The sequence below is a fragment of the Thermococcus sp. genome (assembly GCF_027012695.1).
Classification (GTDB): Archaea; Methanobacteriota_B; Thermococci; order Thermococcales; family Thermococcaceae; genus Thermococcus.
On record NZ_JALUYR010000073.1, the window covers coordinates 1 to 24,001 of the forward strand.

Here is a 24,001-nt window from a genome sequence, read left to right on the forward strand (position 1 = left end):
AGGGAAGAGGACAAAGCCTCCTTCCCGTTTTATGGAGTAGCCATTAGCCAGGACGCCGAGTTCGAGGAGCTTCCTCCTGATCTTTTCGGCCTCTTTCTTGGGGACTCTTACGGCGAGCATCGGTGGGGAATGGGAGGGAGGATTAAAAAGGTTTACAGTGGGTGGAATGGTGGAATGATCACTCAAAAATAATATATTGTTTATGTAGTTTGAGGTTGAAAAGCAATCGCATTATAATCCTCAGTTACACTTATTCTCAAATATTATTCTAACAAACATCCTCTCTATTTCTTTGTCTGGAATGAGCAATATCTCCTGCGCTTTCTTTTTAATGGTATTAGCGCTTTCTCTTAATTCATTCCGATATCGGTCTCTTTCTTCAGGTGTTATCTTTGAGCTGTGAAATTCTTCCGCCAATTTGTTATGCCTCTCCAGTAATTTGGTGAAATTCATGCACTCCAAGAGCATTTTGATATATTTAGCTGCCCGTATTCCGAATCCCACTTCAGACTGGGTTGAACCCGTTCTGAAATGAATAACGCCTTCCCTAATGTACTTATCGGGGTTTGGAAAACTGTTTGCATATGTTCCTCTCTGGTCAAGATCAGTTGCAAGGGTTACAATACGATCGAGATAAGAGGAAAGCAAATCTTTAATCTCCTCGATTCTTAATCTTTGCTTTTGAGTTTCAAGGAGATACTTATTTGTAAGTTCCGTCTGTTGGGTCGTCTCCTTGATAGTTCTCTCAATAGCATTTGTTTGAAAAGCAACAAAAATTGCCATCATAAGATTTGCAGCTGCAATAACTAGATTAATAACGAAACTATCTTTACTTAGATAACCCAAAAAGAGAACAAAAAGCCAAACCATGCTAAATACTAGCAGGAGGACATTAAACCCAATTGTTCCTTTAAGGTTCTTAATAAAGTCCCCACGTCTCAACATAACCACCGACATTTAATGCTTACTTACATGCCCATACAATAACTTTACGCTAAATCTTCAATCCTGTGGGGATAAGATATAGTGAGTATCTCAAGCGAATAAGAAAAAGGAGACATTATAGGACCTTCAACTCTCTTGGAAGATTACCCCTTAAAAGGTACTCACTTTGAAACAGCGACAAATGAATGAGTACACCACCTGAAAATTTGCATTTTCAGAAAAGCACACTCTCTTTCCGCCATTCGTTAGGGACGCTTGAACGAGAGTGGAAGCGGCGTTTTGCGCCAACAAGCAAACTTTGTCCCGCAAAGTTTGATCAAAAAGTGAACTTCCACCAAAACTGCCAGAACGAGTTTGCATGTCCTCTCAAGACTACAAGTCTAAAGCGAGTTTGTATCTAAAATGTTACCTAAAACAAGTTTCGACTTCTTCTTAACGCCCTTCGGGCGTTATCCCCACAGTAAAACACTAGACATCGGCAAGTGAAGGAGTAAACCTTCCTAAAACTGGGAATTTTTTAGAAGCGACATGCAACCCTCAGTCAAACTTCGCTCACAGCCTTTGAGAAATGCTGGTGAAAAGTTTGTAGCTCTTAAAAATGGGCATTTAGAGGTTCTTGCATTTAGTTTCTGACCGTAATGTTTGGGAACGCTCTTCGAGTTCCCCAGATAGGGGTTTGTTTTCTTTTGACGCCCTTTGGGCGTCTTTTCAGTGTAAACCATCTGGGGTAGCTTGTGAAAGGTTCCCACTTAGAGTAAAGGTTTTGAGTTACAGAACTCTGCTAATAAATGCGTTTTCGAGAAGAGTTACGAACTTTGATGAAACTTTGCGAAGGCAAAGTTTCTTATGGTGCCCCGGCCGGGATTTGAACCCGGGGCGCGGGCTCGAAAGGCCCGCATGTTTGACCGGGCTACACCACCGGGGCTCGATATTAGGGAAGGGCGAGCGTTTAAAAATCTTTCGTATAACCCGCCCAGCAACCTTTTTAACCCCCGCCCCAAGGCACAACCGATGGCTATGAAAACCCTCGCCGATGTTTTCAGGGAAGCGCTGAAGGAGAAGGGGATTGAGAGCATTGGAACCCTCTCGAAGCGATTCAGGAAGTCGAGGAACAGACTCCAGGACATAGCGATAGAGATAGTCCACGGGAAAGGGGCGATCTTCAGGGTCCCGGAGAAGACCGCCGTGGCCTGGGATCTCGAAGGAAAGCGCGTCGAGGGCTCCCATTACGCCTACGCCCCGCTCTGCATGAAGGACAAGTTCGAGATGGTTCTCTCACCCGAGGAACTTCGCTCAAAACTCCCGGACTGGCCCTACTTCATAGTTGACCTCCAGCTCTGGGACAGACACACTCAAAAGGAGAAGGGCAAGGTCTGCCTCCAGATTAACCAGTGCTACGGCCTTTTGAGGGACTACTTCACTGGAAAAGAGCTTGCAGTAACGTGGGCCAACGAGGAGTTCAGGAAGATGTTCCACGGTCCCCTTGATAGGATAACATCTTATGGGAGCTCGACGGCGGAGTTTTTAATGGAAAAGGGGATAGATGAGGTCGTTCTCCTTGACCCCTGGGCAGATGAGGTTTTAAGCGAGAAGGACTTCGACGTTAGGGCGTTCGTAATAGGTGGGATAGTGGACACCGGAGGGGAGAAAAAGCTGACCCCAAAGATAGGGGAGGAGCTGGAGAAAGCCGGGATAAGGGTCCGGAGAAGGAAGATCGTTCTCAAAGGTGATGTCGTTGGCGTCCCGGACAGGATAAACCGCATCCTCGGCATAGTCCTCAAGATGATGGTGGAAGGGAAGAGCATGGACCTGGCGGTTTACGAGATGCAGGAGCCTCTACACGCGCGCTGGCGCCTGAGGAAGGAGCTGCCAAAGAGGGCAATCCGCTACAGGGTGGATGGGAGAATCTACCGCGTTGTGGAGAAGGAGCTCTTCGATGAATATTCCCAATGGCTCAAAATCCGCTGGGAGGACTTCGTGAAGGTTCTCCGGGAGCTTGACCTCATAGCCTTAGAAAGAAGAAGGATACACCACCTCAACAAGATATCGAACGCGAAGATCATAAACGGCAAACTCTACCGCGTCCTGCTCCTCAGGAAGGCCGCGATGCTGTGTTATAACTGCTGAAAGGTATGGGCTAATACCTTTTGCACTCGTTGATTAACTCTCGGGTTATCTCTTCGGCCTCATCAACGGCGGATATGAGCTCCTCAGAGGAGTTGTTCCTTGAGTAATACAGTTTCACTATGACTCCCGCATCTTTTGCGGCTTTCACTGCGGGTACAAAGTCATTGTCCCCCGCAATGAGAACTGCAATCTTTATATGGCCTGCCCAGCTAAGACGTACCAGATCCACCGCCAGTCTGACATCGACGCCCTTTTGAGTGAAGTACTCTTTTCCTTCGGAGGTATAGCGCTTTACGGTTTTGCCATAGACTACCTCAAAACGTTCGAGGCGATCAATATGGTTGAAGAATCTCATTGCCTTGAAGTATCTCTCCTTTTCCGCCGGGGTGGGAGGATTGCTTTGGTACGGGGGTGCGTTGTAATAGTATGTCCTCAATCTCTTTCCGGGGCATATTCTCTCCGACAGTTTGAGGAAATCTATCCTCACTTCCTTAAACTCACTTTTTAAAACCTTGCCGAGATACCCACCATCAATAAAAACCGCACACCACTCTGAAGACAGTTCTGAGTTCACGAAAATCCCTCCCGGTAGTGTACACCATCCCTGGACACCGGATCAAAAGGGTAAAGTCAGAAGAAGAGAATCACTGCATCCCCAACGACCGCGGTCTCAACCTCCTCGCCCTCGCTGAAGACGGCCTTCTTTACGACAACGTCGTCCTTGGTAAGCTCTACCTTTTCTCCCTCAACCTCAAATTCAACCTTTCCGCGCTCCTTGAGGGCTTTCGCCACTTCCTCCGCGTTCTCTTTGAGATAGGCGGTAATCTTCGGCACGAGCTTTCCATAGCGCGGGCCAACCGTTCTGAAGTTCGGCTTTATCTCGATGATGCGCTCCTCGAGTTGCGGCTCTCCTTTGACAATCTCGAGCCTCTCGATGTTCATGGTTCCGGCGATGTCCTTCTCTATAGTCTTGAGCATCTCGTAGGAGTCGGTGGAGTAGATGGCAACGTGCTTGAGCTTCGCGTTCAAAGCGAGACCGTGGCTGTTCTTGTAGCGCCTAATGGCCCCAACTATCTCTCTGGCCAGCTCGCCGAGTTTTTCAGCGTTTTCGTCAATCCTATCCTCCCTGAACTTCGGCCACTCAAGGAGGTGGACGCTCTTTGCCTTAACCCTCTCGCGGAAGAGGTTCTGGTAAAGCTCCTCGGTTATGTGGGGCACGAAGGGAGCCAGCAGGAGCATGGTGTTGTAGAGCAACTCGTAGAGCGCCGCCTTGGCCTTGAGCTTGCTCTCCTCGTCGTCTCCATAGAGGCGGTACTTGATCATCTCGATGTAGTCGTCCGCAACCTCGTGCCAGACGAAGGTCATGAGCTCCCTCGTGAGCAGGTTGAAGCGATACTTTTCCATCTCCTCCGTGGCGAACTTGATGAGTCTGTGAAGCCTTGAGAGAATCCAGCGGTCGAGGGGTTCAAGCTCGGCTGGCGCTTTGGCGGGGTCGAAGTCTTCCAAATGACGCTCTGCAAAGCGGTAGATGTTCCAGACCTTCTGCAGGAAGCGGTAGTTGTAGTCAACCGTCTCCCACTTGAAGGGGTGGTCCTCGCCGGGTGGGGCCAAGGCCGTCCAGAGCCTTAAAGCATCGGCTCCATACCTTGGAATGACCTCGTCCGGAGCAACGACGTTGCCGTAGCTCTTGCTCATCTTCCTTCCGTCAGGCCCGGCGACCATACCGTTGATGAGGATGTCCTTCCAGGGCTTTTCCCCGGTGAGAACCCACGTCCTGAATATCGTGTAGAAGGCCCACGTCCTTATGATGTCCGTTCCCTGGGGTCTCAGAGCGGTCGGGAAGTTGTGCTCGAACCAGCGCTTTCCTTCCTCGTCGCCCTTTATAGCGTCGTGCCACCTGCTTATTATCAGCGGGGTTATGCTGGAATCAACCCAGCAGTCGAGGACATCAGTTACGGGCTTCGGCTCGCTTCCGTCGGAGCACTTCCTCGGCGGTTTATCGAAGCGCGGGTCCACGGGCAGGTCTTTCTCGTCGGGGAGGATTATCTCACCGCTGTCGCAGACCCAGAAGGGAATCGGCGTGCCGAAAACCCTCTGCCTGCTTATGACCCAGTCCCAGTCCATCGACTCTGCCCAGTCCTTCAGGCGGAGGAACATATCTTCCGGATACCAGTTGATTTCCTTTGCCACCTTGACTATCTCGTCTGTGAAGTCCTTCACCTTTATGAACCACTGCTTCTTTGGAAGGAGTTCAATGGGTGCCATACAGGAGCTCCTCTCGGTGTGCCTCAGAACGCGGTGCTTTATCTTCTCCTTCTTGTAGAGGAGACCCATCTTCTCAAGGTCTTCGGCTATCTTCTTTCTCGCTTCCTCGGTCTTGAGGCCCTTGTAAGGACCTGCCCTCTCGTTCATCGTTCCGTCCTCGTTGATGGCAATGATTACGGGCAGGTTGTAGCGCTTCTGCCAGACAACGTCCTGCTCGTCACCGTAGGTACAGTTATAGACCGCTCCGGTTCCAAAGCTCGGGTCAACGTCTTCATCCGCTAAAACAGGGACTTCGCGCTGGAATATCGGGAGCTTCACCTTCTTGCCGACGACGTTCTTGTACCTCTCGTCGTCTGGATGAACAAATACAGCGACACATGCCGGCATCAGCTCGGGCCTAGTGGTTGCTATCGGCACGTGACCGCTTCCATCAGCCAGGGGGAGCTTGATATAGTAGAGGTAACCCTCTTCCTCGACGTAGCCGACCTCAGCCTTTGCTAAACTCGTCCTGCAGCGCGGACACCAGTAGACGGGGTGTTCGGCTTGGTAAAGCAACCCTTTCTTATAGAATTCGAGGAGGGACTTTTGCACTGCGGCCTTATACCAGTCGTCCATCGTGTGGTACTCAAGATCCCAGTCCGCTGAATACCCTATGCGGATGAACTGGTTTCTCATAGCCTCGATGGCCTGCCACGTCCACTCGACGCACTTCTGGAGGAACTTCTCCGGCTGGTCCTTGCTTATTCCAAACTCCTTCTCGACCTTCAGTTCGGTTGGCAGACCGTGGTTGTCGAAGCCCTGCGGGAAGAGAACGTTGTAGCCGGTCATCCTCTTGTAGCGCGCGATTATGTCAATCCAGGTGTGGCTCAGAACGTGGCCGAGGTGGAGCGTTCCGCTCGTGAACGGCGGAGGAGTGTCTATAGCGTAGCTCGGTCTCTTTTCGTCGAGCTCGTATTTGTAAACCTTCTCATCGAGCCAGAACTTCTGCCATCTGGGTTCAACCTCTTTGGGGTTGTAGTTCTTGGGGAGCATAGCAATCACCTTTTCGGTTTTTTAAAGATGGGATAACCTCAGAAGGGTGGCTTAAAAACCTTGACGGTGGTGCTGGAATCGGGACTACCCCAGAAGGGCGGAATGCATTGAGTTCAGGGATTGAAATATGCACCACGGTGGACGATAGGCACCACCGGGGTATAGAGGTGGACAGGGGTTTAAAAAGATTTTGGATCGATACCCGATTGGAGAGAGTGACAGCGAGTCCCCCGTCCCAATCTTGTTAAACCCTTCCGTTTGCTGAAAGGTTATTAAGTCCCGGGAAAAGTTTACGGAGGTGGTAGCATGGGTGTTGAGGAGCACAGGGGGAAGGCCCCGAAAAGGTTCAAGTTCGCCGTTGTGACCGTCAGCGACACCGCGAGCCGGGGCGAGAAGGAGGACAAGAGCGGAAGGTTCCTGATTGAGGAGCTTGAGAAAGCCGGCCATGAGAGGGTTTACTACGCCGTCGTTCCGGATGAGAAGATGGAAATCGTGGGGGCGGTGGTCAACGCCTTCAGGGCGGGGGCGGACGTGCTGATCACCTCTGGAGGAACTGGTGTTGCCCCCAGGGACGTCACGATAGAGAGCGTCAGGCCGCTCTTCGACAAAGAACTGACGGGCTTCGGTGAGATATTCAGGCTCTTGAGCTATGAAGAGATTGGGACCGCCGCGGTCATGAGCAGGGCCACAGCGGGAATCATCAAAAGCTCGGGCAGGGCGATGGCGGTGTTCTGCCTCCCCGGAAGCCTCGGTGCAGCGAAGACCGGAATTAGGATTATTCTCAACGAAGGGGGCCACGTGCTGAAGCACGCGGGTGAGTGATATGAGGGAGTTCAAGAAGCTGACTCCTTACAGGGAAGCCCTCCGGCTCATGCTGGGGGACATTGAGGAGATTGGAGATGCGGAGGAGGTTCCCCTTGATAAGGCACTTGGTAGGGTTCTCGCGGAGGATATGGTCTCACCCATCGACAGCCCTCCCTTCGACAGGGCAGCCGTTGATGGCTACGCCTTAAGGGCAGAGGACACATTCCAGGCGAGGGAGTACCGGCCGGTTGAGATAAGGGTCATCGATGAGATCGTGGCCGGGGAGGAGAGTAATGCAAGGGTGCAACCCGGCACTGCAGTGAAACTGACCACCGGGGCGAAGATACCTGATGGGGCCAACGCGGTTTTGATGCAGGAAATGGCGGAGCGTGATGGGGACATAATACGGGTTCTTCGGCCAGTTGCCCCCGGCCAGAACGTTGCCTTCGCCGGGGAGGACGTGAAGAAGGGTGAACTCGTTCTCAGAAAGGGACAGATCCTGAGGCCCCAGGATTTGGCCCTCCTCAAGAGCCTCGGCTTTAAGACCGTGGGGGTGAAGAGAAAACCCCTCGTAGGTATAATCGTCACCGGGGACGAACTCATTGAGGAGTTCGATGAGGGAGCGCTAAAAGCCGGCAAGATCCTCGACAGCAACTCGGTTATGCTGAAAGGTCTGGTTAGGCAGTACTTCGGCGAGCCGAAGTTCTACGGCTTAATCCCCGATGACGAGGAGAGGATTGGGGAGACGATAAAAAAGGCCAGGGAGGAGTGTGATCTCGTCCTCGTCACGGGCGGTTCTGCCTTCGGCGATAAGGACTTCGCGCACCGCTTCGTCAACCTGCTCTTCCACGGGACGACGATAAAGCCGGGAAGGCCGATAGGCTACGGCGATAGAACCTTCGTCATGAGCGGCTATCCTGCTGCGGTGTTTGCCCAGTTCCACCTCTACGTCAAGCACGCCCTAGCGAAGCTCGTCGGTGCGAGGGAATACGAGGTCAGGGTCAGGGCGAAGCTCGTGGAGAGGGTTCCGAGCCAGCTCGGCAGGTACGAGTTCGTCAAAGTTCACTATGAGAACGGTAAAGCGAGGCCGATACGCAAGAAGGGAAGCGGAATAATAAGCTCCCTCGTGGAGAGCAACGGGTACATAGGAATCCCCGAGGACAGCGAGGGCTATCTTGAGGGGGAAGAAGTCTGGGTGACCCTCTACTAGATTATCCTTTCCATGAGCCTCTGCAGGTTGGGGGTCTTGAGTATTCCCTTTAACTCATCGGGAAGGTCGAGGGGGGTGTCTCCCTCAGTTTCATCAGTTTTTTTCAACTCGGCGATCCTCTCGGCGTTCTCCAGAATGGATCTCATCGGCGTGTTGTCTATCCAGGGTATCAGTTCGCGAACATCCCTTGCGGAGTTTTTCGTGGGGACGGTCCGGGTCATTGCGATACATTTAGGGACATTGATGTTAATAACGTTTTCTCTCCATATATTGCATACCATCGGTAAGAGTAGAACAAATCTGGAAAGGGACGGAACATCTGGTGTGGCCCGCCCGTAACCCCCGTCCTCATCCCAGCCAGCGGGCAAAATTGGACGGGTTAACCCGAGCGGGCCTTCTGTGCCCGGTCTGGGTTTCCCGCGGTCATCGCGCTCCGTAACGCGGAAGGCCCTCCCGCGGGGACCTCGCTGAGACCGGGCTGTAGCCCCCGCATCGCCCCCCGGTTCATTCTCCCCGGGGTCCTCGCGCGGGGGCACTTGGAAGTTAGGGAGGCAGGTATATAAAACCTGCCCTTACCCCAGGAGTTTTCTGAGCTGGGAGTACTTCTGGGGTTCGAGGCTGTCCCTGTCTACGACGACTATGAGCGTGCCCCTGTTGACTATCACGAAATCCCTCAGCTTGGCCATGAACTTCATCAGACTCTCCCACTGGTTGTATATCGTCAGGTACTCGAAGCAGTCAATGACGATTACCCCCTGTCCGCCAGACTGAGCAAAGCTCTCGAGGTACTGGTAGGACAGTTCGGTCATCTTGGCGAGGTTCGTGGGGTTTATTGTTTTGAAGTCCCCCCTGAAGGGCACGGTGGTAACGAAGTAGGTCTGCCACTTCTCCGGGACGTCGCTTATGTCCCTCACGAAGGCCAGCACCGGCATGTCCCTGAGCTTCTCCTTGAGCTGCCGGTACTCCCCCGGATCCACCACCATGGCTCCCGGCTTGATGTCCACCTTCCGCTGGGGGCCGCCGTTTCTAGGAGGCTGGAACTTCTCGGAAGAGGTAAGCTTTACCATCGCCCAGACCATGAAGACTATTAGAATCGTTGACATGGTGAAGCCGATGGTCCCGTACCACACCTCCTTTCCGAAGAGGGCCGCTGGGATCAGATGGAGACCGAAGAGTATTATCCCGATGTACAGATATCTGACGGCACTCTGGTATATCTCCTCAACCTCCATGAGGAGCAGTCCGCCGGCAACGACAAAAACACCGCTGATTCCGAGGGCGGTGGCGGTGGTGGCCGTCCACAGGGGGTCCTTTGTGTAGGCGTACACTCCGAAGATATAGAGGATAAAGGCAACTGGCATCAGGGAGAAGAAGGCGAGGATGCTGTGCTGAACGTTGAGGGATTCCTCCTCGAGGAACTTCACGGAACCGTAGAAGATCAGACCCGAGAACACGGGGAGGCTTATGAGGCCGACCATCTGCCAGATCTCGGTCTGCTGGGCGGCGGAGAGGACGAATATAAAATCGAAGAGCCACGCCATGGAGAAGGCCAGTGCGGAGCGCCTTCTGTTGCGAAGGTATATCCGGAATATCAGAACTGCTGCAAGGAGATCCGCTCCCATGACTATGGAGGCCTCGAGGAAGAGCAGGGTCCGAGTCCCGTCCAACCGCCTCACCTCACTTCCCTGGAGGGATCCCCGAACCCGTCCCACCTGAAAGGACCCGTCGGCGGAACCCGGGTGGCGGTTTCGTCCTCGAATTTCACAACGAGAACCTCCGGCCTGGCGATCACAAAGGCAACCCTGCCCCTTTCACCGCGTCCGACCACCCTGTACTCTCCGTCTCGCATCTCCATCGGAAAGACGATGGTAGCAGGCCTGTTGGGATAGTACCGGAACTCACCGCGATGATGAACGCCCACTAGATCCCCGAAGAGGTAGTAGCCGTAGAGGGGTATGAGGCGGGTGTTCTCGAAGAGCTCGGACAGGTGTTCGAAGAACTCGTTTGTTATTCCAACCCCGCTTATTATGGCCGTCTCGATGGATTCCCTGTAGGGTTCAAAGAGGGACATCAGCTGCGGCGCCGAGCGGACCGTGTTTATCCTGTCGGTTTCCATAACGCGCCGGGTGTACCTCACGAGCGGGTCGAGAAGCCTCAAAACTGCATCGAGCCCCTGTTCCCTGAGGATTCTCTTGAGGCCGTCGGTTTCCATCCCGATGAAGTAGAGCATTCCCCCGTAGCTCCATACCAGTTCACTTATCTCGTCCTGGTACCAGCCGTAGGGTCCGTGAGCTATTGCCCTCATCCGGTGATCCAGATCGTAGAATTCTGCGAGACCGTAGATACCGTCCAGGGCCGCCCTCAGGTAGGGGTGCAGGATCCTGAGGTAGTCCGCGTCCCAGTGGCCAATGGCCCTCTCCCTGGTCGTACCGGAGGACTGGTAGAACCGTATCCTGCCGTGGTAACCATCGGGAACGAAGTCCACCCAGCGGGCCCTCAGGTAGTCCTCGTCAACTGTGAGACCCGCGTTGAAGATGTTCTCGACCACCTCCACCAGGCTTCCCTGGAAGATCTCGTCTAGATCGGGCTTCAATCTTTCGGCAACGCTCCTCCAGTAGGGGGTTCTCTCAAAGTGAAACTCGAACACATCCCTGAGGTACTCCCTGGCCCATTCGTCACCGATGCCCAGGGGGTCCCTTTGAACCTCTTCAATTAGTGTTTCGTATTTCATAGGTATAACTCCGGCCGGGAAGTATAAAAGGTTTTTTAGGTTTTTTTAAACCACCCCCCAGGGAATTGGGAGAAATGCCAAGAGTTAAATAGTAGTTTGCAATACATCCTATTCGGTGAACGTTCGTGACCCTGGTGATTGGAAAAACCGACGATGCCGGCGTGCGGGACCTCAGGTACACCGTGAGGAAGGCCGTGGAAACGACGGCTTTCTGGAGGGAGAAGTTTTCGGAAGTAGATGTTGAAGCCATAACTCCCCGGGATCTGGCCGAGTTGACGGACAGAGTTAGTATAAAGCCCCACGATCTGTACAGGATCCGGGAGATATGGCCCGACTACGTCCGGGAGCCCGGCCTCTTCCACACCGTCATGAGAACGAGCGGGACAACGGGAAAGCCCAAGAGGATCCCATACACCAGGGACGACCGCATGAGAACGGGAAGGCAGATAGAGGCCTGGGTCAGAAAACACCTGGACAAAGGCGACAGGATAGCGTCCTTCTTCCCACCGCTACCATCGTCCTCCGGGATGTTCGCCTACGGTGGTCTTGAAGCCGTTAACTCCAGATCGGCCTACTACCAGGTGCCCGTTAGATACCTACTCGACCGGGAGATGCTGCTCAAGGAACTGAAGGACATCCAGCCGACGGCACTCTTCTGTCTCACGGCAACAGCATACAACCTGGGCCTCATCTTGCCGGAGTCAATCAGGAACGACATCCAGACGATAGTCGTTGGCGGCGAAACCCTCACACCGGAGCTCGCGAAGGCCACGCTGGAGCTGTTCCCCAACGCGGTCATCATAGACAACTTCGGCTCCACGGAGGATGCAATAACCGGCTACCGTGTGGTGACGCGAAAGACTAGCTCTCCCTTCGAGTTCACGGAGTCTATAGTGGTCCTGAAGGACACGAAGGACGGTTACGATCAGTACAAGCGAATATACATAACCAAGGTGATGCGCGAGGGAGAGCTGACGGGCCTCCCGCTCTTCAACTACGACATCGGCGACCTCGCGAGGATAGAAAGGGGAAGGGTCAGGAACATAATCCGTCTCAAGGACGTGATAAGCCTCGCCGGAGCAAAGCTCCACATAGATCAGGTGATGGAGATAGTCTACAACCACCCCGATCTCCTTGACTTCGTGATAATCTACCATCCCCTCTCGCCGCAGAATCCAAAGCCAAAGGCAGTAATTCGCGTCGCATACAGGGACAAAAAACCAGCTGGAATAGAGGACGAGGTGAGGGAGCTCATATACGAAGCCAACAACCCGGTCCGCTACGAGGTCGAGGAGTCCAGGCAGGCGGAACTCGTGATAGAGGCCGTCCCAATCGACAAGCTCCGCGCGGACCTTCCGAAGAGGCTCGGCAAGACGAAGAGAATATACATTGTCGGCAGGGACCTCTGAGACCCTGGAAAAGCTCTCTTTCCTTTTTCACCTCAGTGCACCGTTGTCACAATGCCGAAAACTTATTTAAGTCCCTTCTCAAATCTCCAGCGGTGGTGCCGATGGATGGGAAGATTATTCACGACGGGATTCACGGGAGCATGAAGCTAACCGGACTCATCCTCGACCTCGTTAAAACACCAGAGTTCCAGAGGCTGAGACACATAAGGCAGCTCGGGTTGGCTTACCTCGTCTACCCCGGCGCGAACCACAGCCGCTTCGAGCACTCCCTCGGCGCGTGGAACATCGCCAGGAGACTTTCCAGTGAGGTCGGGCTGAGCGAGGACGAAAGCATGCTCCTCCAGGTCGGCGCGCTCCTCCACGACATCGGCCACGGCCCTTTCAGCCACACCTTCGAGAGTATCTACAAGCACTACGTTAAAGAGCGCGACCACATGCACCTCGGCCAGGACATAATCCTCGGGCGGATAAACATCACCGAGAGCGAGAACGGGGGAAGAATCCCGGGGATAATCGAGAGCTACGGCTACGACTTTACTCCCAAAGACGTCGCGAACCTTATCGTCGGGAGGGCCAGGAAACGCTACCTCGGCCAGATGCTCCACGGGGACGTTGATGTGGACCAGCTCGACTACCTCATAAGGGACGCCCACTACACCGGGGTTGCCCACGGCATAATCGACCTTGAGAGGCTTCTGAAGGTGCTCAGAATCCACAATGGAGAGCTCGTGGTGGATGAAAAGGGCGTCGAAGCTGTGGAGGGCATGATGGTGGCACGCTCGCTGATGTACTCGCGCGTCTACTTCCATCACACGGTTAAGATAGCAGAGGGAATGCTGACCAGGGCTCTGGAGTTCGCCCTCGAGGAGGGCCACCTCTGGGACTTCTGGAGGATGATAGATTGCCGCGTTCTGGTCGAGCTTGAGGATTTGGAGGGCCTTCCCGCGGAGATGGTTCGGAGGGTGAAGTACCGCGAGCTCTACAAGGCCGCCGTCCTCGCGAACGCCGATGAACTGAGTGCCGAGGAGAAGAGGGAGCTTCTAACAGCTTACAGGAACGTGAAGAGGAGGCAGGAGATGGAGCGCGCTTTGGCGGATGCCGTTGGAGCGAGGGAAGGCGAAGTGATCCTCGAGTTCAGCATAGCCGACCTGATGCTCAGCGAGCCGAGGCTCAAATCGACCGAGATAAACGTCCTCCTCGGGAACGGTGAGGTTCAGCCTCTAACGAAGGTAACCCCCCTGGCGAACGCACTGAAGAGGCGCCAGACTCCGAGATGGGCCGTTTTAATAGCCTCGCCGAAGGAGTACGTACCGAAGCTCAGGGAGGTCTGGAAGAAGGTTATATTCGGCTGAGCTGTCGGAGGAGCCAGAAGCTGACGGGAGTTCAGCCAAAGAGCTCCTTTCGTACTTCCTTCTTTAGATCCTCGATGAGATCCACAAGTTCATCCACGTCCCTAACCTCATCAAGGCTCTCCTTCGGGATCAGGGGGACGTTCCCGACAACCTCCGTCTTCGCCTTCTCCAGTATGAAAACGCCGTCGGAGTTGATGATCTTCCCCACCTCGGCCATCATCTCAGCCCTCTTTACAGTTGAGCGGGTCTTGCGCTGGTCTATTCCGGTCAGGATCCTGAACTCGTTCTCCCTTGAGACCGCGTTGAAGGGGGCCTTCTTCACCTTGACGACTCCGAGGCCGAGCTTCTTCAGGCGGTCGAAGATCTCCTTTTCGAGGGGCGTCTCCGGGTTGACGTCGAGGTTGGCCTCTACTCTGGAGTTCAGAACGTCTATCGGCCTGGCTATGGGTTCATCAAAAAGCTCCTCCAGACGGAGCGCAACCTCAAGGGAAACGGCCTGCTCACCGCGCTCGTAGTTTATCAGGCTCTTCCGCGAGACACCGAGTAACTGGGCCAGCTCGTTTATCGAATAGCCGCGCTCCTCACGGAGGCGCTTTAACAGGGGGCCGTTGACCCGCACGTAGAGACCGCCGCGCTCGGCAAAGATAGCTGGAAGCTCGTTTCCGATGAGGATATCGTAGAGGGTCTCGGGCCTGAGCGCATAGATTCCGAAGCGTTCGTAGACGACCCCCTCCTCCAGTTCGGCGTTCTTTGTCTTGAGACCAACTATTATTGGGGATGCGTTGAAAAAGCTGGCCAGACGCTTCAGATCCTCGGCCTGTTCCCCGGTTACGGTGTCAATGTTGAGGGCCACCTTGATGAACAGCAGGGTGAATAACCCGCTCGCGACCAGGTCGAAGCACGACCCCCGAAACTCAAGCCTGGCCGTTCGCATTCCCGACTCCCTGAGTATTGCCTCGACGGTTTTTATGAGTCTCTCCCTCTCCATCACTTTTAAATACGCGAAGGGCTTAATAAACTTAAGGTGTTCGGATGAGACCCGTGGTGATCAGGGGCGGTTCCGTCTCTCTGGGAGTGCTCCTCAGGGAGGATCTTCGAAGGGTCTGGCTGTGGTACAACGACCGCGAGGTTAGAAGGTACCTCTCCTTCCCGGAGGAGGTGTTCTTCTACGAGGATGAGCTCGAGTGGTACGAGGCCCTGAGGCGGGAAAAGAGGAGCGAAAAGGTCTTCGCGGTCATTGAGAACTCCTCGAGCTCCCCCCTGGGACTGGTCGGCCTCCACCGTATAGATCACCACAACGGTCACGCCGAGCTCGGCTACTTCCTGGCGAGGGAGCACTGGGGGAGGGGATACGGGAGCGAAGCAGTAAAACTGGCCCTGGAATACGCCTTCGACTGGCTCAACCTACGAAAGGTCTACGCCAGGGTCTACGAGCCCAACGTTGCCTCCATCAGAATACTCGAGAAAAACGGCTTCCAGCCCGCGGGAAGGCTGAGGAAACACCAATACGTGCCCGGTGAGGGCTTTGTTGACGTTCTTTTCTACGAGAGGTTCAGGGCGGTTGATTTTTAAACTCCATCGCATTTCCCCCAAACATGCTCATCCACATCGGCATCGACGACACGGATTCACCAAACGGCATGTGCACGACCTACCTCGGCGCGCTCCTCTACCGCGAGCTCTCAAGGGTAGCGGAGCCCGTGGATTTGCCTAGACTGATAAGGCTCAACCCGAACATCCCCTACAAAACCCGGGGCAACGGAGCGGTCTCGATGAGCTTCGAGGCGAAGGATGACGTTATCCCGGAAATCAAGGACACCGTCCTCTTTTACGTAAACCAGCTCGCCGACTTCACTCACGAGAATACCAACCCCGGCGTTGCATTCCTTGAGGGGGATATCCCAAGAGAGCTCCGCGAGTTCTCGATTAAAGCCCTGAGGGAGCACGTTACGATTGAAGAGGCCGAGGAAGTTGCCAGAAGGGTTGGGGCTGAGGTTTTCAAGTTCAAGCTGGGGAGGGGGATAATAGGGGCGCTCGCTTCGATAGGCTATCCTCTCAAGCGCTTCACCTACGAGCTTTTAGCTTATCGCGAGCCCGAAAACTGGGGAACGCCGAGAAGGGTAAACGCGGAGAGCGTCTTTTTGGCAGATAGCTGGGCTTACCCCTTCAGCTACGACAACGTTGACCCCTACAAGCGGAGCGTTTTGATAACGCCCCACGGAAAGGACCCCGTCTTGGTGGGAATCAGGGGGATTGATAAGGGAAAAGTCGTTCAGGTCTTCGAGCGCGTTGAGTTCCTTGAGCCTGTTGCATTCTACCAGATTTACAAGACCAACCAGAACACCGACGACCATTTAACTCCGAAGAAAATCGGCGAGCTCAAGCTTTACGACAGCGCGGTCGTGAGGGGAAGAGTTGCTGGCCCTTACTGGGAGGTTGGCAGGCACGTCTTCTTCGAGCTTGAGGATGACACCGGGAGGATTAGGGTTGCGGCCTTTGAGCCAACCAAGAAGTTCAGGAACTACGTGAGAAAGCTCCTGCCCGGAGACGAGATTATCGCGGCTGGTGGAGTTAAGGAGCACGAAGGGGTTTTAACGCTCAACCTCGAAAAGTTCTACCCGGTGAAGCTCGTTCCCAAAATCGAGTTCAAAAAGCCGAAATGTCCCAGATGCGGAGGAACGATGAAGAGCAAAGGGGACTATTTGAAATGCAAGCGCTGTGGGTATAGAATGCCGAAGAAGTTAATTCCCTTTGAGGTGCCCCGGGAGTTAGAGAGGAAAATCTACGAGGTTCCCCCCGATGCGAGGAAGCACCTGTCGAGGCCTTTGGTTCTTCCGGGCGGAGAGGATAAGGTGTTGGAGTTTTTTGATTGTTAGGACAAACTGGCACCACAAACCATTTATGTAACAATTTTATTAAAAATCCCTTGGTGGTGGCGTGTCCATTATAGAACAGCTCCGCAGGGACTTCAGGCCATTCAAAGATGACTGCATGGGGATACTCCTCTATGGCTCATACGCTAAAGGAGAGGCAACAAAACGGAGCGACGTTGATATCTGCCTAGTGAAGCCAAAACCGGGGACTTACGAGAGGGTTCTTGAAAAGCTCGGTGGAAAGTACGACGTGAAGGTTTTCGAGGAACTTCCGCTCTACATCCAGATAGATGTCATCAGAAACCACAGGGTAATCTACGGCGACGAGCTTGAGCTTTCCGAATACTTCTACCGGTTCAGAAAACTCTGGAAAGACATGGAGCCCCGCATCAAGGAGAACCGGTTTAAGAGCGTGAGTGAAAAAATAAAACTTAGGAGGCGTGCCCGTGAGAAGGCAGAGGTACTTGGAAAAGCTTGAGAAGTTCGAGGAAGAGTACGAGTTCATAGAGAGTCACGAGATAAAGGACGATGTCACGCTCACTCCGATATTCGCTCCAGGTGTGCGTGGACGTTGCCATGGACATTGTGGCAATGCTAACGAAAGACCTAGGCATAACGGTCGAGGACGACTACACTAACATAGCGAGGCTTGAGGAGAAGGGAGTTCTCAGCGAGAGGGAGGCGTCGCTCCTGAGAGCTTACAACGGCCTGAGAAACGCCATAGTTCACAAGTACGACAGGCTCAACCTGCATTCTATCAAAGAAGGCCTGAAGAGGATAAACGAGCTGTATGAAGTGGTTTTGAAGCTCGTTGAAGAGTATGAGAAGCTTGAAGACTAACTCAAAATCCACTTGTAACCACCGTTTTCATGTGAGGACGGTATGCACGCATATCGTTCAGAAAAAGGACGAAAGAAGTTAACCCCGCATCACCTTCCACACCAGCAGCGGGAACACTAAAGTTGCATCCCCCCATATCTCGACGTAGTCCGCTTTTGCCCTTATCTTGCCCCAGCTCACCCCTTCACTCGGGGGAGCACCGCTCAGCGAGCCGTCCCAGGGGATTGCCGTCGTTATGTAAATCGCGTAGTCCGTCCCTCCGCGGAAGAGGTTGGCGTTTATTATCGCGTGCTTCGGCAGGGAACCGCCGAGGATTATTGAAGCTGTTTCCTTTGCCGTAACCGCTAAGTTGTTGAGCTTCACTATGTCGTTGGCGATGTCTATGACGAGCTCTCTATCGCCCCTCTCCTCCTTGAAAAAGTAGAGCATGTCCCCTATCGAGCCGTCTGTTATGGCCGGACAGAATATCGGGACGTTCCTCTTGTAGGCCCAGTAGATTATAGAGTGCTCCTTCTCCTTCCCGAGCTTCTCGTCCATGTATCTGCCAAGCTCGTGGATGAACTCGCTCGCCGTCAGGGGTTTCCCGCGCTCTTTTTCCAGCTCAAGAACCCGCTCGAAGAAGGGTATCATGTACTTCTCGAACTCGATGTAGCGGTCATTGGGCACGAATATGTTGCCTATCCTGTTGATGCCCTTCTCGCGCATTAAGGTATCGTTAACGTTCCAGTCGCCGAGGATGAAGGGCTTGAGAGCCTTAATGAAGTCCTCCTCGATTCCCCCCGCGGTGGTTACTATAACGTCCACCTTGCCCTCCTTGACGAGCCACGCTATTATCTCCCTCAGCCCGGAGGAGATTATGTTCGATGTATAGCCGAGAAAGACCCTTACTTCTTTCCCCTCAGCGCGTCTCTTCTCGACCTTTTTCCAGATTTCTATTGCTTTTCCAAGGTGAGTCGCCTGAAAGCCTATCCTTTCGTAATAATCGAGAACCTCTTCGAGGCTTGAAACCTCGTCAAGCCATGGCCCCTCTACTGGAATGCCCTCAACCTCTTCGCTCTCCTTAAGGACGATGTCTTTCGGCTCGGTCATGAGGGAGGATAATGAAGGCGGCGTTTAAAGCTTTCGTCAGCATTTACCGTTGACGACCGAGCCTATCAGCCTCGCCGTTACCGGAACGGGAAAGACCTTCTTTGGAGCTTTACTTAGGAGCCACTCCTCGATTTCCCTGGCCCTTGCCTTTCCTTCCCTCATCGCCGCGCCGATGTTTCTCGGGGCAACAACATCGCCCGCGAAGAAGATTCCCGCCTCCTTCAGTATCTTCTCGTTTGCACAGACGATTTCCCTAATCGGACTCGTGGGCAGCTGACCGATGGCGTAGGCAACCACGTCCGCGTCGATAACAAAGCGCTCATCGGTTGTTACAACGCTTCCCTCGACTATCTTCGTCCTCGCGAACTCGACTCCCTGGGCCTTTTCCTTACCCAGTATCCTGACAGGAGAGGCGTACTCTATGAACTCAATCCCTTCGCTGATGAGCTTTCTAATCTCCGCCTTGGCGTAGCTGTTCTCTAAAGAGCGGCGGTAGACCATCGTGACCTTCTCAGCCCCGAGAAGCCTCGACTCGATTGCAACGTCCACCGCTGTGTATCCTGCTCCGATTACCACGACATGCTTCCCCTTGAAGTCGGGAATCCTCTCCCAGGAGTAGTAACCTATCCTGGCCATCTTTATGTGGTGGAGCAGGGTCAGGGCATCGTAAACGCCCGGTAGTTCAACGCCCGGAACCTTGAGCTTCCTCGGCTTCCAGGCACCGGTGGCTATGAGTATTGCATCGAACTCGTTCAGGAGCCTTTCAAGGGAGATGAAGTGCTCGGCCCACTCATCGCCCAGCTCTCTCGGTGAATCGTAGACCACCTTCGTCCTGAAGTGGAAGTTGACACCGAGTCTTTCGAGGTCTTTAACACCCTCTCTAACGGTCTTTATCGGGATTCTCACCTCTGGAATGGCGAAGGCCACCATTCCACCGCCTTCGGGCATCTTCTCGAAGACGTGAACCTCGTAACCCCTGCAGGCGAGGTAGCCGGCCGCGGTGAGACCGGCCGGACCGGCGCCGATGATCGCTATCCTGAAGGGCTTTGGCTCGCTCTTTTCCCTGCAGATGTAGAACTTCACTTTATCACCCCCAAGAGTTTTCGAAAAATCTGTAAAAAATCGAAGGTTTTCCACCTTAAGTTTCTTTTCCCGAAAATCCTGCCAGAATGACGGAAACTATCCAAATTCGGGAAGCCTAATTCGTCAATGGGACAAAGGTTATTAGCCAATTCGCGAATTGGAGCCCATGATGAAGGTAGACCTTGGAGGAATTGGTGTCCTCGTAACAGCATCGTCGAGGGGCATAGGCTTCAACGTAGCGGGCGAGCTTTTGAAGAGGAACGCCAGGGTGGTTGTGAGCTCGAGAAATGAGGAAAACCTCCGGAAGGCACTCGACGAGCTCTCGAGCTACGGGGAAGTCTATGGGGTCAGGGCGAACCTCTTGAAGCGGGAGGATCTTGAGACCCTCGTCGAAAAGTCCCGGGAAATCCTGGCTGGAATTGATGCCCTCGTCTGGAACGCCCCGAACGTCTCCTGCGAGCCGTGTTTGGCTCACGAAGCCGGTTACAACGACTGGCTCGAGGCAGCGGGGCTCCACGTCGTTGCACCCGGTTATCTCACAACGCTCCTGGTTCAGGCTTGGCTTGAGAAGAAGAGGAAAGGCGTTCTTATCTACCTCAACTCCGTCTCAATAAAGGAGCCCATGCCGCCGCTTGTCTTGGCCGACGTTGCGAGGGCCGGGTTAATTCAGCTGGCGAAGAGCGTTTCGAGAACCTACGGGAAGCACGGAATAAGGGCCTATAACATTCTCCTCGGCAGCTTCGATACCCCCGGCGCGAGGGAGAACCTGAGGGCACTGGCGGAGGAAAGGGGGAAGCCTTTTGAGGAAGTCTGGGAGAGGGAAGTGCTCTCCAGAACACCGCTCCACAGGACGGGGAGATGGAATGAACTGGGCTCTCTAGTGGCCTTTCTCCTGAGCGATGAAGCCGAATACATGCTCGGCTCAACTCTCATAATAGACGGCGCGATGACGAGGAGCGTTGTCCTGTAGGAAAAAGGTTTTCAGAAGGGGAACTCAACCCCCATCTCCTCCGCGATCTTCCTTAAGCGGGCTATGCGCTCCTTGGTCGGCGGGTGGGTGGCGAAGAGCTTGCTTACTGGGTCGCCCTCGAAGTGATTGATTATGAAGAGGTGGGCCAGCCCGGGATTTCCGAGGGGCTTTGCCTTCTTCTTGGCCCTCTGCTCCTCCTGGAGCCTCTTCACCGCCTCGTCCAGCTTGAGGAGTGCACTCGCGAGTGCCCAGGGTTTGCCGCTGAGTCTTGCCCCGCCTTCATCGGCTGCAAACTCCCTCCTCCTGCTTATGGCGGAGCGGATTATCACCGCCGCTATCGGAGCGGTGATCGCTATCAGGAGCGCGTAGAGGAAACGGTCGAGACTGAGGTCGCCGAATATTGCCTTGAAGAACGCGAGGTACTTGGTGATGTACGCTATGTAGACGACCGCTCCCGCAAGCGCTCCGGCGATGGTTCCGACGAGGATGTCGTGGTTCTTTATGTGGGTAAGCTCGTGACCTATGACACCCTCAAGCTCGTCCTCGTTGAGAAGCTCGAGGATCCCTGTAGTCACGGTCACGAGGGAGTTCTTGGCGTTCCTCCCGGTGGCGAAAGCGTTGGGAGTGGGGTCGTCTATTATCGCGACCTTGGGCATCGGAAGACCGGCCCGCTTGGAGAGTTTCTCCACTATCGCGTAGAGCCGCGGTGCCTCCTCCCTGCTCACTATCCTCGCCTTCATCATCTTGATAACAAGCTGGTCGCTGTACCAGAAGGCGAGGAAGCTCATTATGACCGCGAACCAGAACATATAGGTCATCCATCTTGCTCCGCCCAGGAGGTAGCCCATCGCCATCAGCAGGCCAGTGAGCAGGGCTATCATGAATGTTGTCCTCACGAACAGCCAGATCTTCAAATCCATCACCTCTCCCCCTCTCTCCGGAATTTGCCTTTACAAAGCTTTCGTTCACTTCAAACGATGGGCAATATTGGGAAATAAAAGACGACTTCAGAAGTAGATCCCCATCTCCCGTGCGATCTTCCTGAGGCGCTCTATACGCGCTTCCGTCGGGGGATGCGTGGAGAACAGGTTTGCTATGCTCATCCCCCTGAAGGGGTTGACGATGAACATATGCGCGGTGGCGGGATTGCCCTCGCGCATCGGCCTGTACCTAACGGCCTGTTCTATCTTCATCAGTGCGCTGGCAAGGGCATGGGGTTTCCCGCTTATCTTTGCACCACCCTCGTCCGCCAGGAACTCCCTGGAGCGGCTTATCGCCGCCTGAATGAGCATCGCCGCGATTGGAGCCAGCACGGCTATGAGAATCGCCACCAGAACGTTGTCCCCGTCCCTGTCGTCTCCGAAGCCTCCGAAGATCGCTATCCACCTGGCCCAGTAGGCGAGCTGGATTATCGCACCGGCCATCGCCGCTGCGATGGTGCTTATGAGTATGTCCCGGTTCTTGATGTGCGTCAGCTCGTGGCCAATAACTCCTTCAAGCTCATCCCGGTTAAGGAGCTTTAACAGACCCCTGGTCACAGCCACGACCGCGTGCTTGGGGTTTCTCCCGGTTGCGAAGGCGTTCGGGGTTTCACTCGGCACTATCGCGACCTTCGGCGTTGGAAGGCCCGCCCTCTCCGCGAGGTTTCTCACTATCGCGTAGAGCTCAGGAGCCTCGTACTCATCCACCAGCCTCGCGTTGTACCAGCTAAGCACGATTCTATCGCTGTACCAGTAGGTGATGAAGTTGAATGCCATCGCAAAGAGGAACATCGTAAAGGCCCAGCTGGGTCCACCGAAGAGATAACCTATGCCCATGAGCAACCCGGTGAGTACAGCCATCAGGAGGCCCGTTCTGAGCCAGAGCCCGAGTCCCATAGGCTCACCCCCTGCACTCCTCTATCCTGCGGAGGAACTCCTCCCTCGGGAGACATTCTTCACCGCGCTTGAGCTTAACCGCCGCTATCTTGTAGTTGCCCCGGCCGAAGAAGCGGCATACCTTCTCCGGCTTGTCAACGAGCCTCGCAACGGCCAGAACCCCCTTCCCGCACTCGACGTAGTCTATCACCGTGTCCCTGAAGCCGGTGAATATCACGACGCACTTTCTGGAGGGGTTCAGAGGTTTCAGATCCTCGTCTATTGGCGGAAGCTCCTTAACGACGCAGGATTCCGGATAGTTCCCGGACTTAACTGCCTTGATCAGGTCCGGAGGTTCGCCGGTCTCTTCAAAGCGCTCTATCTCTTCCTTCGAAACGTTTACGGGTTCCGTTGAATAGCAGAGCGTTTTCTCATCGTGGTACATGACGTAAGTGCCGTCCTCCATGAAGAGGAAGGCTATCCTCTCACGCGGGAGGTCGAAGATGTAACCAGCGGGACTCTTCTTCACCTGATACATGCCACCACCAAAGAAACTCCTGAGAAGCGGCTTATAAAACTGGCTGGTCAGAAAAGGGAAGTGGAAGGGCATCACATGCCCATGTCCATGCCGCCCATTCCACCCATGCCGCCGGGCATTCCGCCACCGCTCTGCTCAGGCTTGCTGGGCTTCGCCGCTATGACGTCGTCGATGCGGAGCAGCATTATTGCAGCCTCGCTGGCGCTCTTGATGGCCTGCTTCTTGACGCGCAGCGGCTCGATGATGCCCTTCTCAAGCATGTCGGCCGGCTTGCCCTCGAAGACGTCAATGCCTATGCCTATTCCCTTGTTCTTGTGCTCGCTGATGACCTTCACGAGCATCTCGACGGTGTCAAGGCCAGCGTTCTCGGCGAGGGTCTTCGGGATTATCTTGAGCGCATCGGCGAAGTTCTCTATCGCGAGGGCCTCCTTTCCGCCGACCTGCTTGGCGTACTCGTCGAGCCTAATGCTCAGCTCGATCTCGCTGGCGCCTCCGGCCGGAAGGATGTAGCCATCCTCCATGACGTCCTTGACGACCTTGACTGCATCCTCCAAAGCCCTCTCAACCTCGTCAACGACGTGCTCGGTACCACCGCGGATGAGGATTGTCACAGCCTTCGGGTTCTTGCAGCCCTCAACGAAAATCATGTTCTCGCCGGCTATCTTGCGCTCCTCGACGAGCTCGGCCTCTCCAAGGTCCTCCGGGGTGAGGTCCTTAACGTTGGTGACGATCTTGGCGCCGGTGGCTTTCGCGAGCTTCTCCATGTCGCTCTTCTTGACCCTTCTCACCGCCATTATGCCGTACTTGGCCAGGTAGTGCTGGGCGAGGTCGTCAATGCCCTTCTGCACGAAGACAACGTTCGCACCGGTCTCGGCTA

23 protein-coding genes, 1 tRNA gene and 1 pseudogene are annotated in these 24,001 nt (G+C 54.3%); 10 read left to right on the forward strand and 15 right to left on the reverse strand.

Annotated features, from left to right (window positions below):
* The 3 genes and pseudogenes from MV985_RS06070 to MV985_RS06080 all read right to left on the reverse strand — a co-directional run.
* Window positions 1-120, reverse strand: a pseudogene (locus MV985_RS06070) (tRNA (guanine-N1)-methyltransferase); the annotation flags it as partial.
* Window positions 121-240: 120 nt separating this feature from the next.
* Complete coding sequence (locus tag MV985_RS06075) at window positions 241-951, reverse strand: hypothetical protein (protein ID WP_297464355.1); 711 nt, start codon at window positions 949-951, stop codon at window positions 241-243.
* A gap of 841 nt (window positions 952-1,792) precedes the next feature.
* A tRNA-Glu gene (locus tag MV985_RS06080) sits at window positions 1,793-1,870 on the reverse strand.
* 92 nt (window positions 1,871-1,962) lie between these two features.
* On the opposite strand from MV985_RS06080, the gene trm10 reads away from it, so the two are divergent.
* A complete protein-coding gene (gene trm10 / locus MV985_RS06085; RefSeq protein WP_297464409.1) occupies window positions 1,963-3,072 on the forward strand; it encodes a tRNA (guanine(9)-/adenine(9)-N1)-methyltransferase in 1,110 nt (369 codons plus the stop codon).
* 10 nt (window positions 3,073-3,082) lie between these two features.
* On the opposite strand, the gene MV985_RS06090 is transcribed toward trm10, so the two are convergent.
* The gene (locus MV985_RS06090) at window positions 3,083-3,646 is read right to left on the reverse strand and encodes an NYN domain-containing protein (protein ID WP_297464357.1); all 564 of its coding nucleotides are present in this window, start codon (window positions 3,644-3,646) and stop codon (window positions 3,083-3,085) included.
* Between the two features lie 56 nt (window positions 3,647-3,702).
* On the reverse strand, window positions 3,703-6,369 hold the full coding sequence (locus MV985_RS06095) for a valine--tRNA ligase (RefSeq protein WP_297464358.1): 2,667 nt from the start codon (window positions 6,367-6,369) through the stop codon (window positions 3,703-3,705).
* A 306-nt stretch (window positions 6,370-6,675) separates the two neighbouring features.
* Between MV985_RS06095 and MV985_RS06100 the strand changes: the two genes are divergently transcribed.
* Window positions 6,676-7,191: a MogA/MoaB family molybdenum cofactor biosynthesis protein gene (locus tag MV985_RS06100; protein ID WP_297464360.1), complete on the forward strand. Its 516-nt coding sequence runs from the start codon at window positions 6,676-6,678 to the stop codon at window positions 7,189-7,191.
* A 1-nt stretch (window position 7,192) separates the two neighbouring features.
* Window positions 7,193-8,383 carry a gephyrin-like molybdotransferase Glp gene (gene glp, locus MV985_RS06105; RefSeq protein WP_297464362.1) on the forward strand — a complete coding sequence of 397 codons (1,191 nt, stop codon included), beginning with the start codon at window positions 7,193-7,195 and terminating at the stop codon, window positions 8,381-8,383.
* On the opposite strand, the gene MV985_RS06110 is transcribed toward glp, so the two are convergent.
* The 3 genes from MV985_RS06110 to MV985_RS06120 form a co-directional block, all read right to left on the reverse strand.
* Window positions 8,380-8,604, reverse strand: coding sequence for a hypothetical protein (locus MV985_RS06110; protein WP_297464363.1), 225 nt, complete (start codon window positions 8,602-8,604; stop codon window positions 8,380-8,382). The two genes, glp and MV985_RS06110, sit on opposite strands and share 4 nt — an antisense overlap.
* A 351-nt stretch (window positions 8,605-8,955) precedes the next feature.
* Window positions 8,956-10,059 carry a DUF835 domain-containing protein gene (locus MV985_RS06115; protein ID WP_297464365.1) on the reverse strand — a complete coding sequence of 368 codons (1,104 nt, stop codon included), beginning with the start codon at window positions 10,057-10,059 and terminating at the stop codon, window positions 8,956-8,958.
* Window positions 10,056-11,114, reverse strand: coding sequence for a hypothetical protein (locus tag MV985_RS06120; RefSeq protein ID WP_297464367.1), 1,059 nt, complete (start codon window positions 11,112-11,114; stop codon window positions 10,056-10,058). The genes MV985_RS06115 and MV985_RS06120 overlap by 4 nt, the downstream gene beginning before the upstream one ends.
* A gap of 125 nt (window positions 11,115-11,239) precedes the next feature.
* Between MV985_RS06120 and MV985_RS06125 the strand changes: the two genes are divergently transcribed.
* Window positions 11,240-12,523: a class I adenylate-forming enzyme family protein gene (locus tag MV985_RS06125; RefSeq protein ID WP_297464369.1), complete on the forward strand. Its 1,284-nt coding sequence runs from the start codon at window positions 11,240-11,242 to the stop codon at window positions 12,521-12,523.
* Between the two features lie 101 nt (window positions 12,524-12,624).
* Window positions 12,625-13,875, forward strand: a complete 1,251-nt coding sequence (locus MV985_RS06130; RefSeq protein WP_297464371.1) for an HD domain-containing protein — start codon at window positions 12,625-12,627, stop codon at window positions 13,873-13,875.
* A 31-nt stretch (window positions 13,876-13,906) separates the two neighbouring features.
* Here the strand turns inward: MV985_RS06130 and MV985_RS06135 are convergent, their stop codons facing one another.
* Window positions 13,907-14,863 carry a transcriptional regulator gene (locus tag MV985_RS06135; RefSeq protein WP_297464373.1) on the reverse strand — a complete coding sequence of 319 codons (957 nt, stop codon included), beginning with the start codon at window positions 14,861-14,863 and terminating at the stop codon, window positions 13,907-13,909.
* A gap of 44 nt (window positions 14,864-14,907) precedes the next feature.
* On the opposite strand from MV985_RS06135, the gene MV985_RS06140 reads away from it, so the two are divergent.
* From MV985_RS06140 to MV985_RS06155, 4 genes are all read left to right on the forward strand, one after another.
* Window positions 14,908-15,447, forward strand: coding sequence for a GNAT family protein (locus MV985_RS06140; protein WP_297464375.1), 540 nt, complete (start codon window positions 14,908-14,910; stop codon window positions 15,445-15,447).
* A gap of 23 nt (window positions 15,448-15,470) precedes the next feature.
* Window positions 15,471-16,751 (forward strand): tRNA(Ile2) 2-agmatinylcytidine synthetase TiaS, encoded by a 1,281-nt coding sequence (gene tiaS, locus MV985_RS06145; RefSeq protein ID WP_297464377.1) that lies wholly within the window; start codon window positions 15,471-15,473, stop codon window positions 16,749-16,751.
* Between the two features lie 61 nt (window positions 16,752-16,812).
* Window positions 16,813-17,226, forward strand: a complete 414-nt coding sequence (locus MV985_RS06150; RefSeq protein ID WP_297464379.1) for a nucleotidyltransferase domain-containing protein — start codon at window positions 16,813-16,815, stop codon at window positions 17,224-17,226.
* A gap of 86 nt (window positions 17,227-17,312) precedes the next feature.
* On the forward strand, window positions 17,313-17,588 hold the full coding sequence (locus MV985_RS06155; RefSeq protein ID WP_297464394.1) for a HepT-like ribonuclease domain-containing protein: 276 nt from the start codon (window positions 17,313-17,315) through the stop codon (window positions 17,586-17,588).
* A 78-nt stretch (window positions 17,589-17,666) separates the two neighbouring features.
* Here the strand turns inward: MV985_RS06155 and MV985_RS06160 are convergent, their stop codons facing one another.
* Together MV985_RS06160 and MV985_RS06165 are read right to left on the reverse strand one after the other, a co-directional pair.
* Entirely contained in the window at window positions 17,667-18,677 is a 1,011-nt protein-coding gene (locus tag MV985_RS06160; protein WP_297464396.1) for a deoxyhypusine synthase, read from the reverse strand.
* 36 nt (window positions 18,678-18,713) lie between these two features.
* Window positions 18,714-19,760 carry an FAD-dependent oxidoreductase gene (locus tag MV985_RS06165; RefSeq protein WP_297464397.1) on the reverse strand — a complete coding sequence of 349 codons (1,047 nt, stop codon included), beginning with the start codon at window positions 19,758-19,760 and terminating at the stop codon, window positions 18,714-18,716.
* Between the two features lie 166 nt (window positions 19,761-19,926).
* On the opposite strand from MV985_RS06165, the gene MV985_RS06170 reads away from it, so the two are divergent.
* On the forward strand, window positions 19,927-20,730 hold the full coding sequence (locus MV985_RS06170; protein WP_297464399.1) for an SDR family oxidoreductase: 804 nt from the start codon (window positions 19,927-19,929) through the stop codon (window positions 20,728-20,730).
* An 11-nt stretch (window positions 20,731-20,741) separates the two neighbouring features.
* On the opposite strand, the gene MV985_RS06175 is transcribed toward MV985_RS06170, so the two are convergent.
* The 4 genes from MV985_RS06175 to MV985_RS06190 form a co-directional block, all read right to left on the reverse strand.
* A complete protein-coding gene (locus tag MV985_RS06175) occupies window positions 20,742-21,650 on the reverse strand; it encodes a M48 family metalloprotease (protein ID WP_297464401.1) in 909 nt (302 codons plus the stop codon).
* Between the two features lie 87 nt (window positions 21,651-21,737).
* The gene (locus MV985_RS06180; RefSeq protein WP_297464404.1) at window positions 21,738-22,607 is read right to left on the reverse strand and encodes a zinc metalloprotease HtpX; all 870 of its coding nucleotides are present in this window, start codon (window positions 22,605-22,607) and stop codon (window positions 21,738-21,740) included.
* Window positions 22,608-22,611: 4 nt separating this feature from the next.
* Window positions 22,612-23,124, reverse strand: coding sequence for a hypothetical protein (locus MV985_RS06185; protein ID WP_297464407.1), 513 nt, complete (start codon window positions 23,122-23,124; stop codon window positions 22,612-22,614).
* Window positions 23,125-23,195: 71 nt separating this feature from the next.
* Window positions 23,196-24,001: TCP-1/cpn60 chaperonin family protein (locus tag MV985_RS06190; protein ID WP_297464408.1), on the reverse strand; the 806-nt coding region annotated here is incomplete at its 5' end.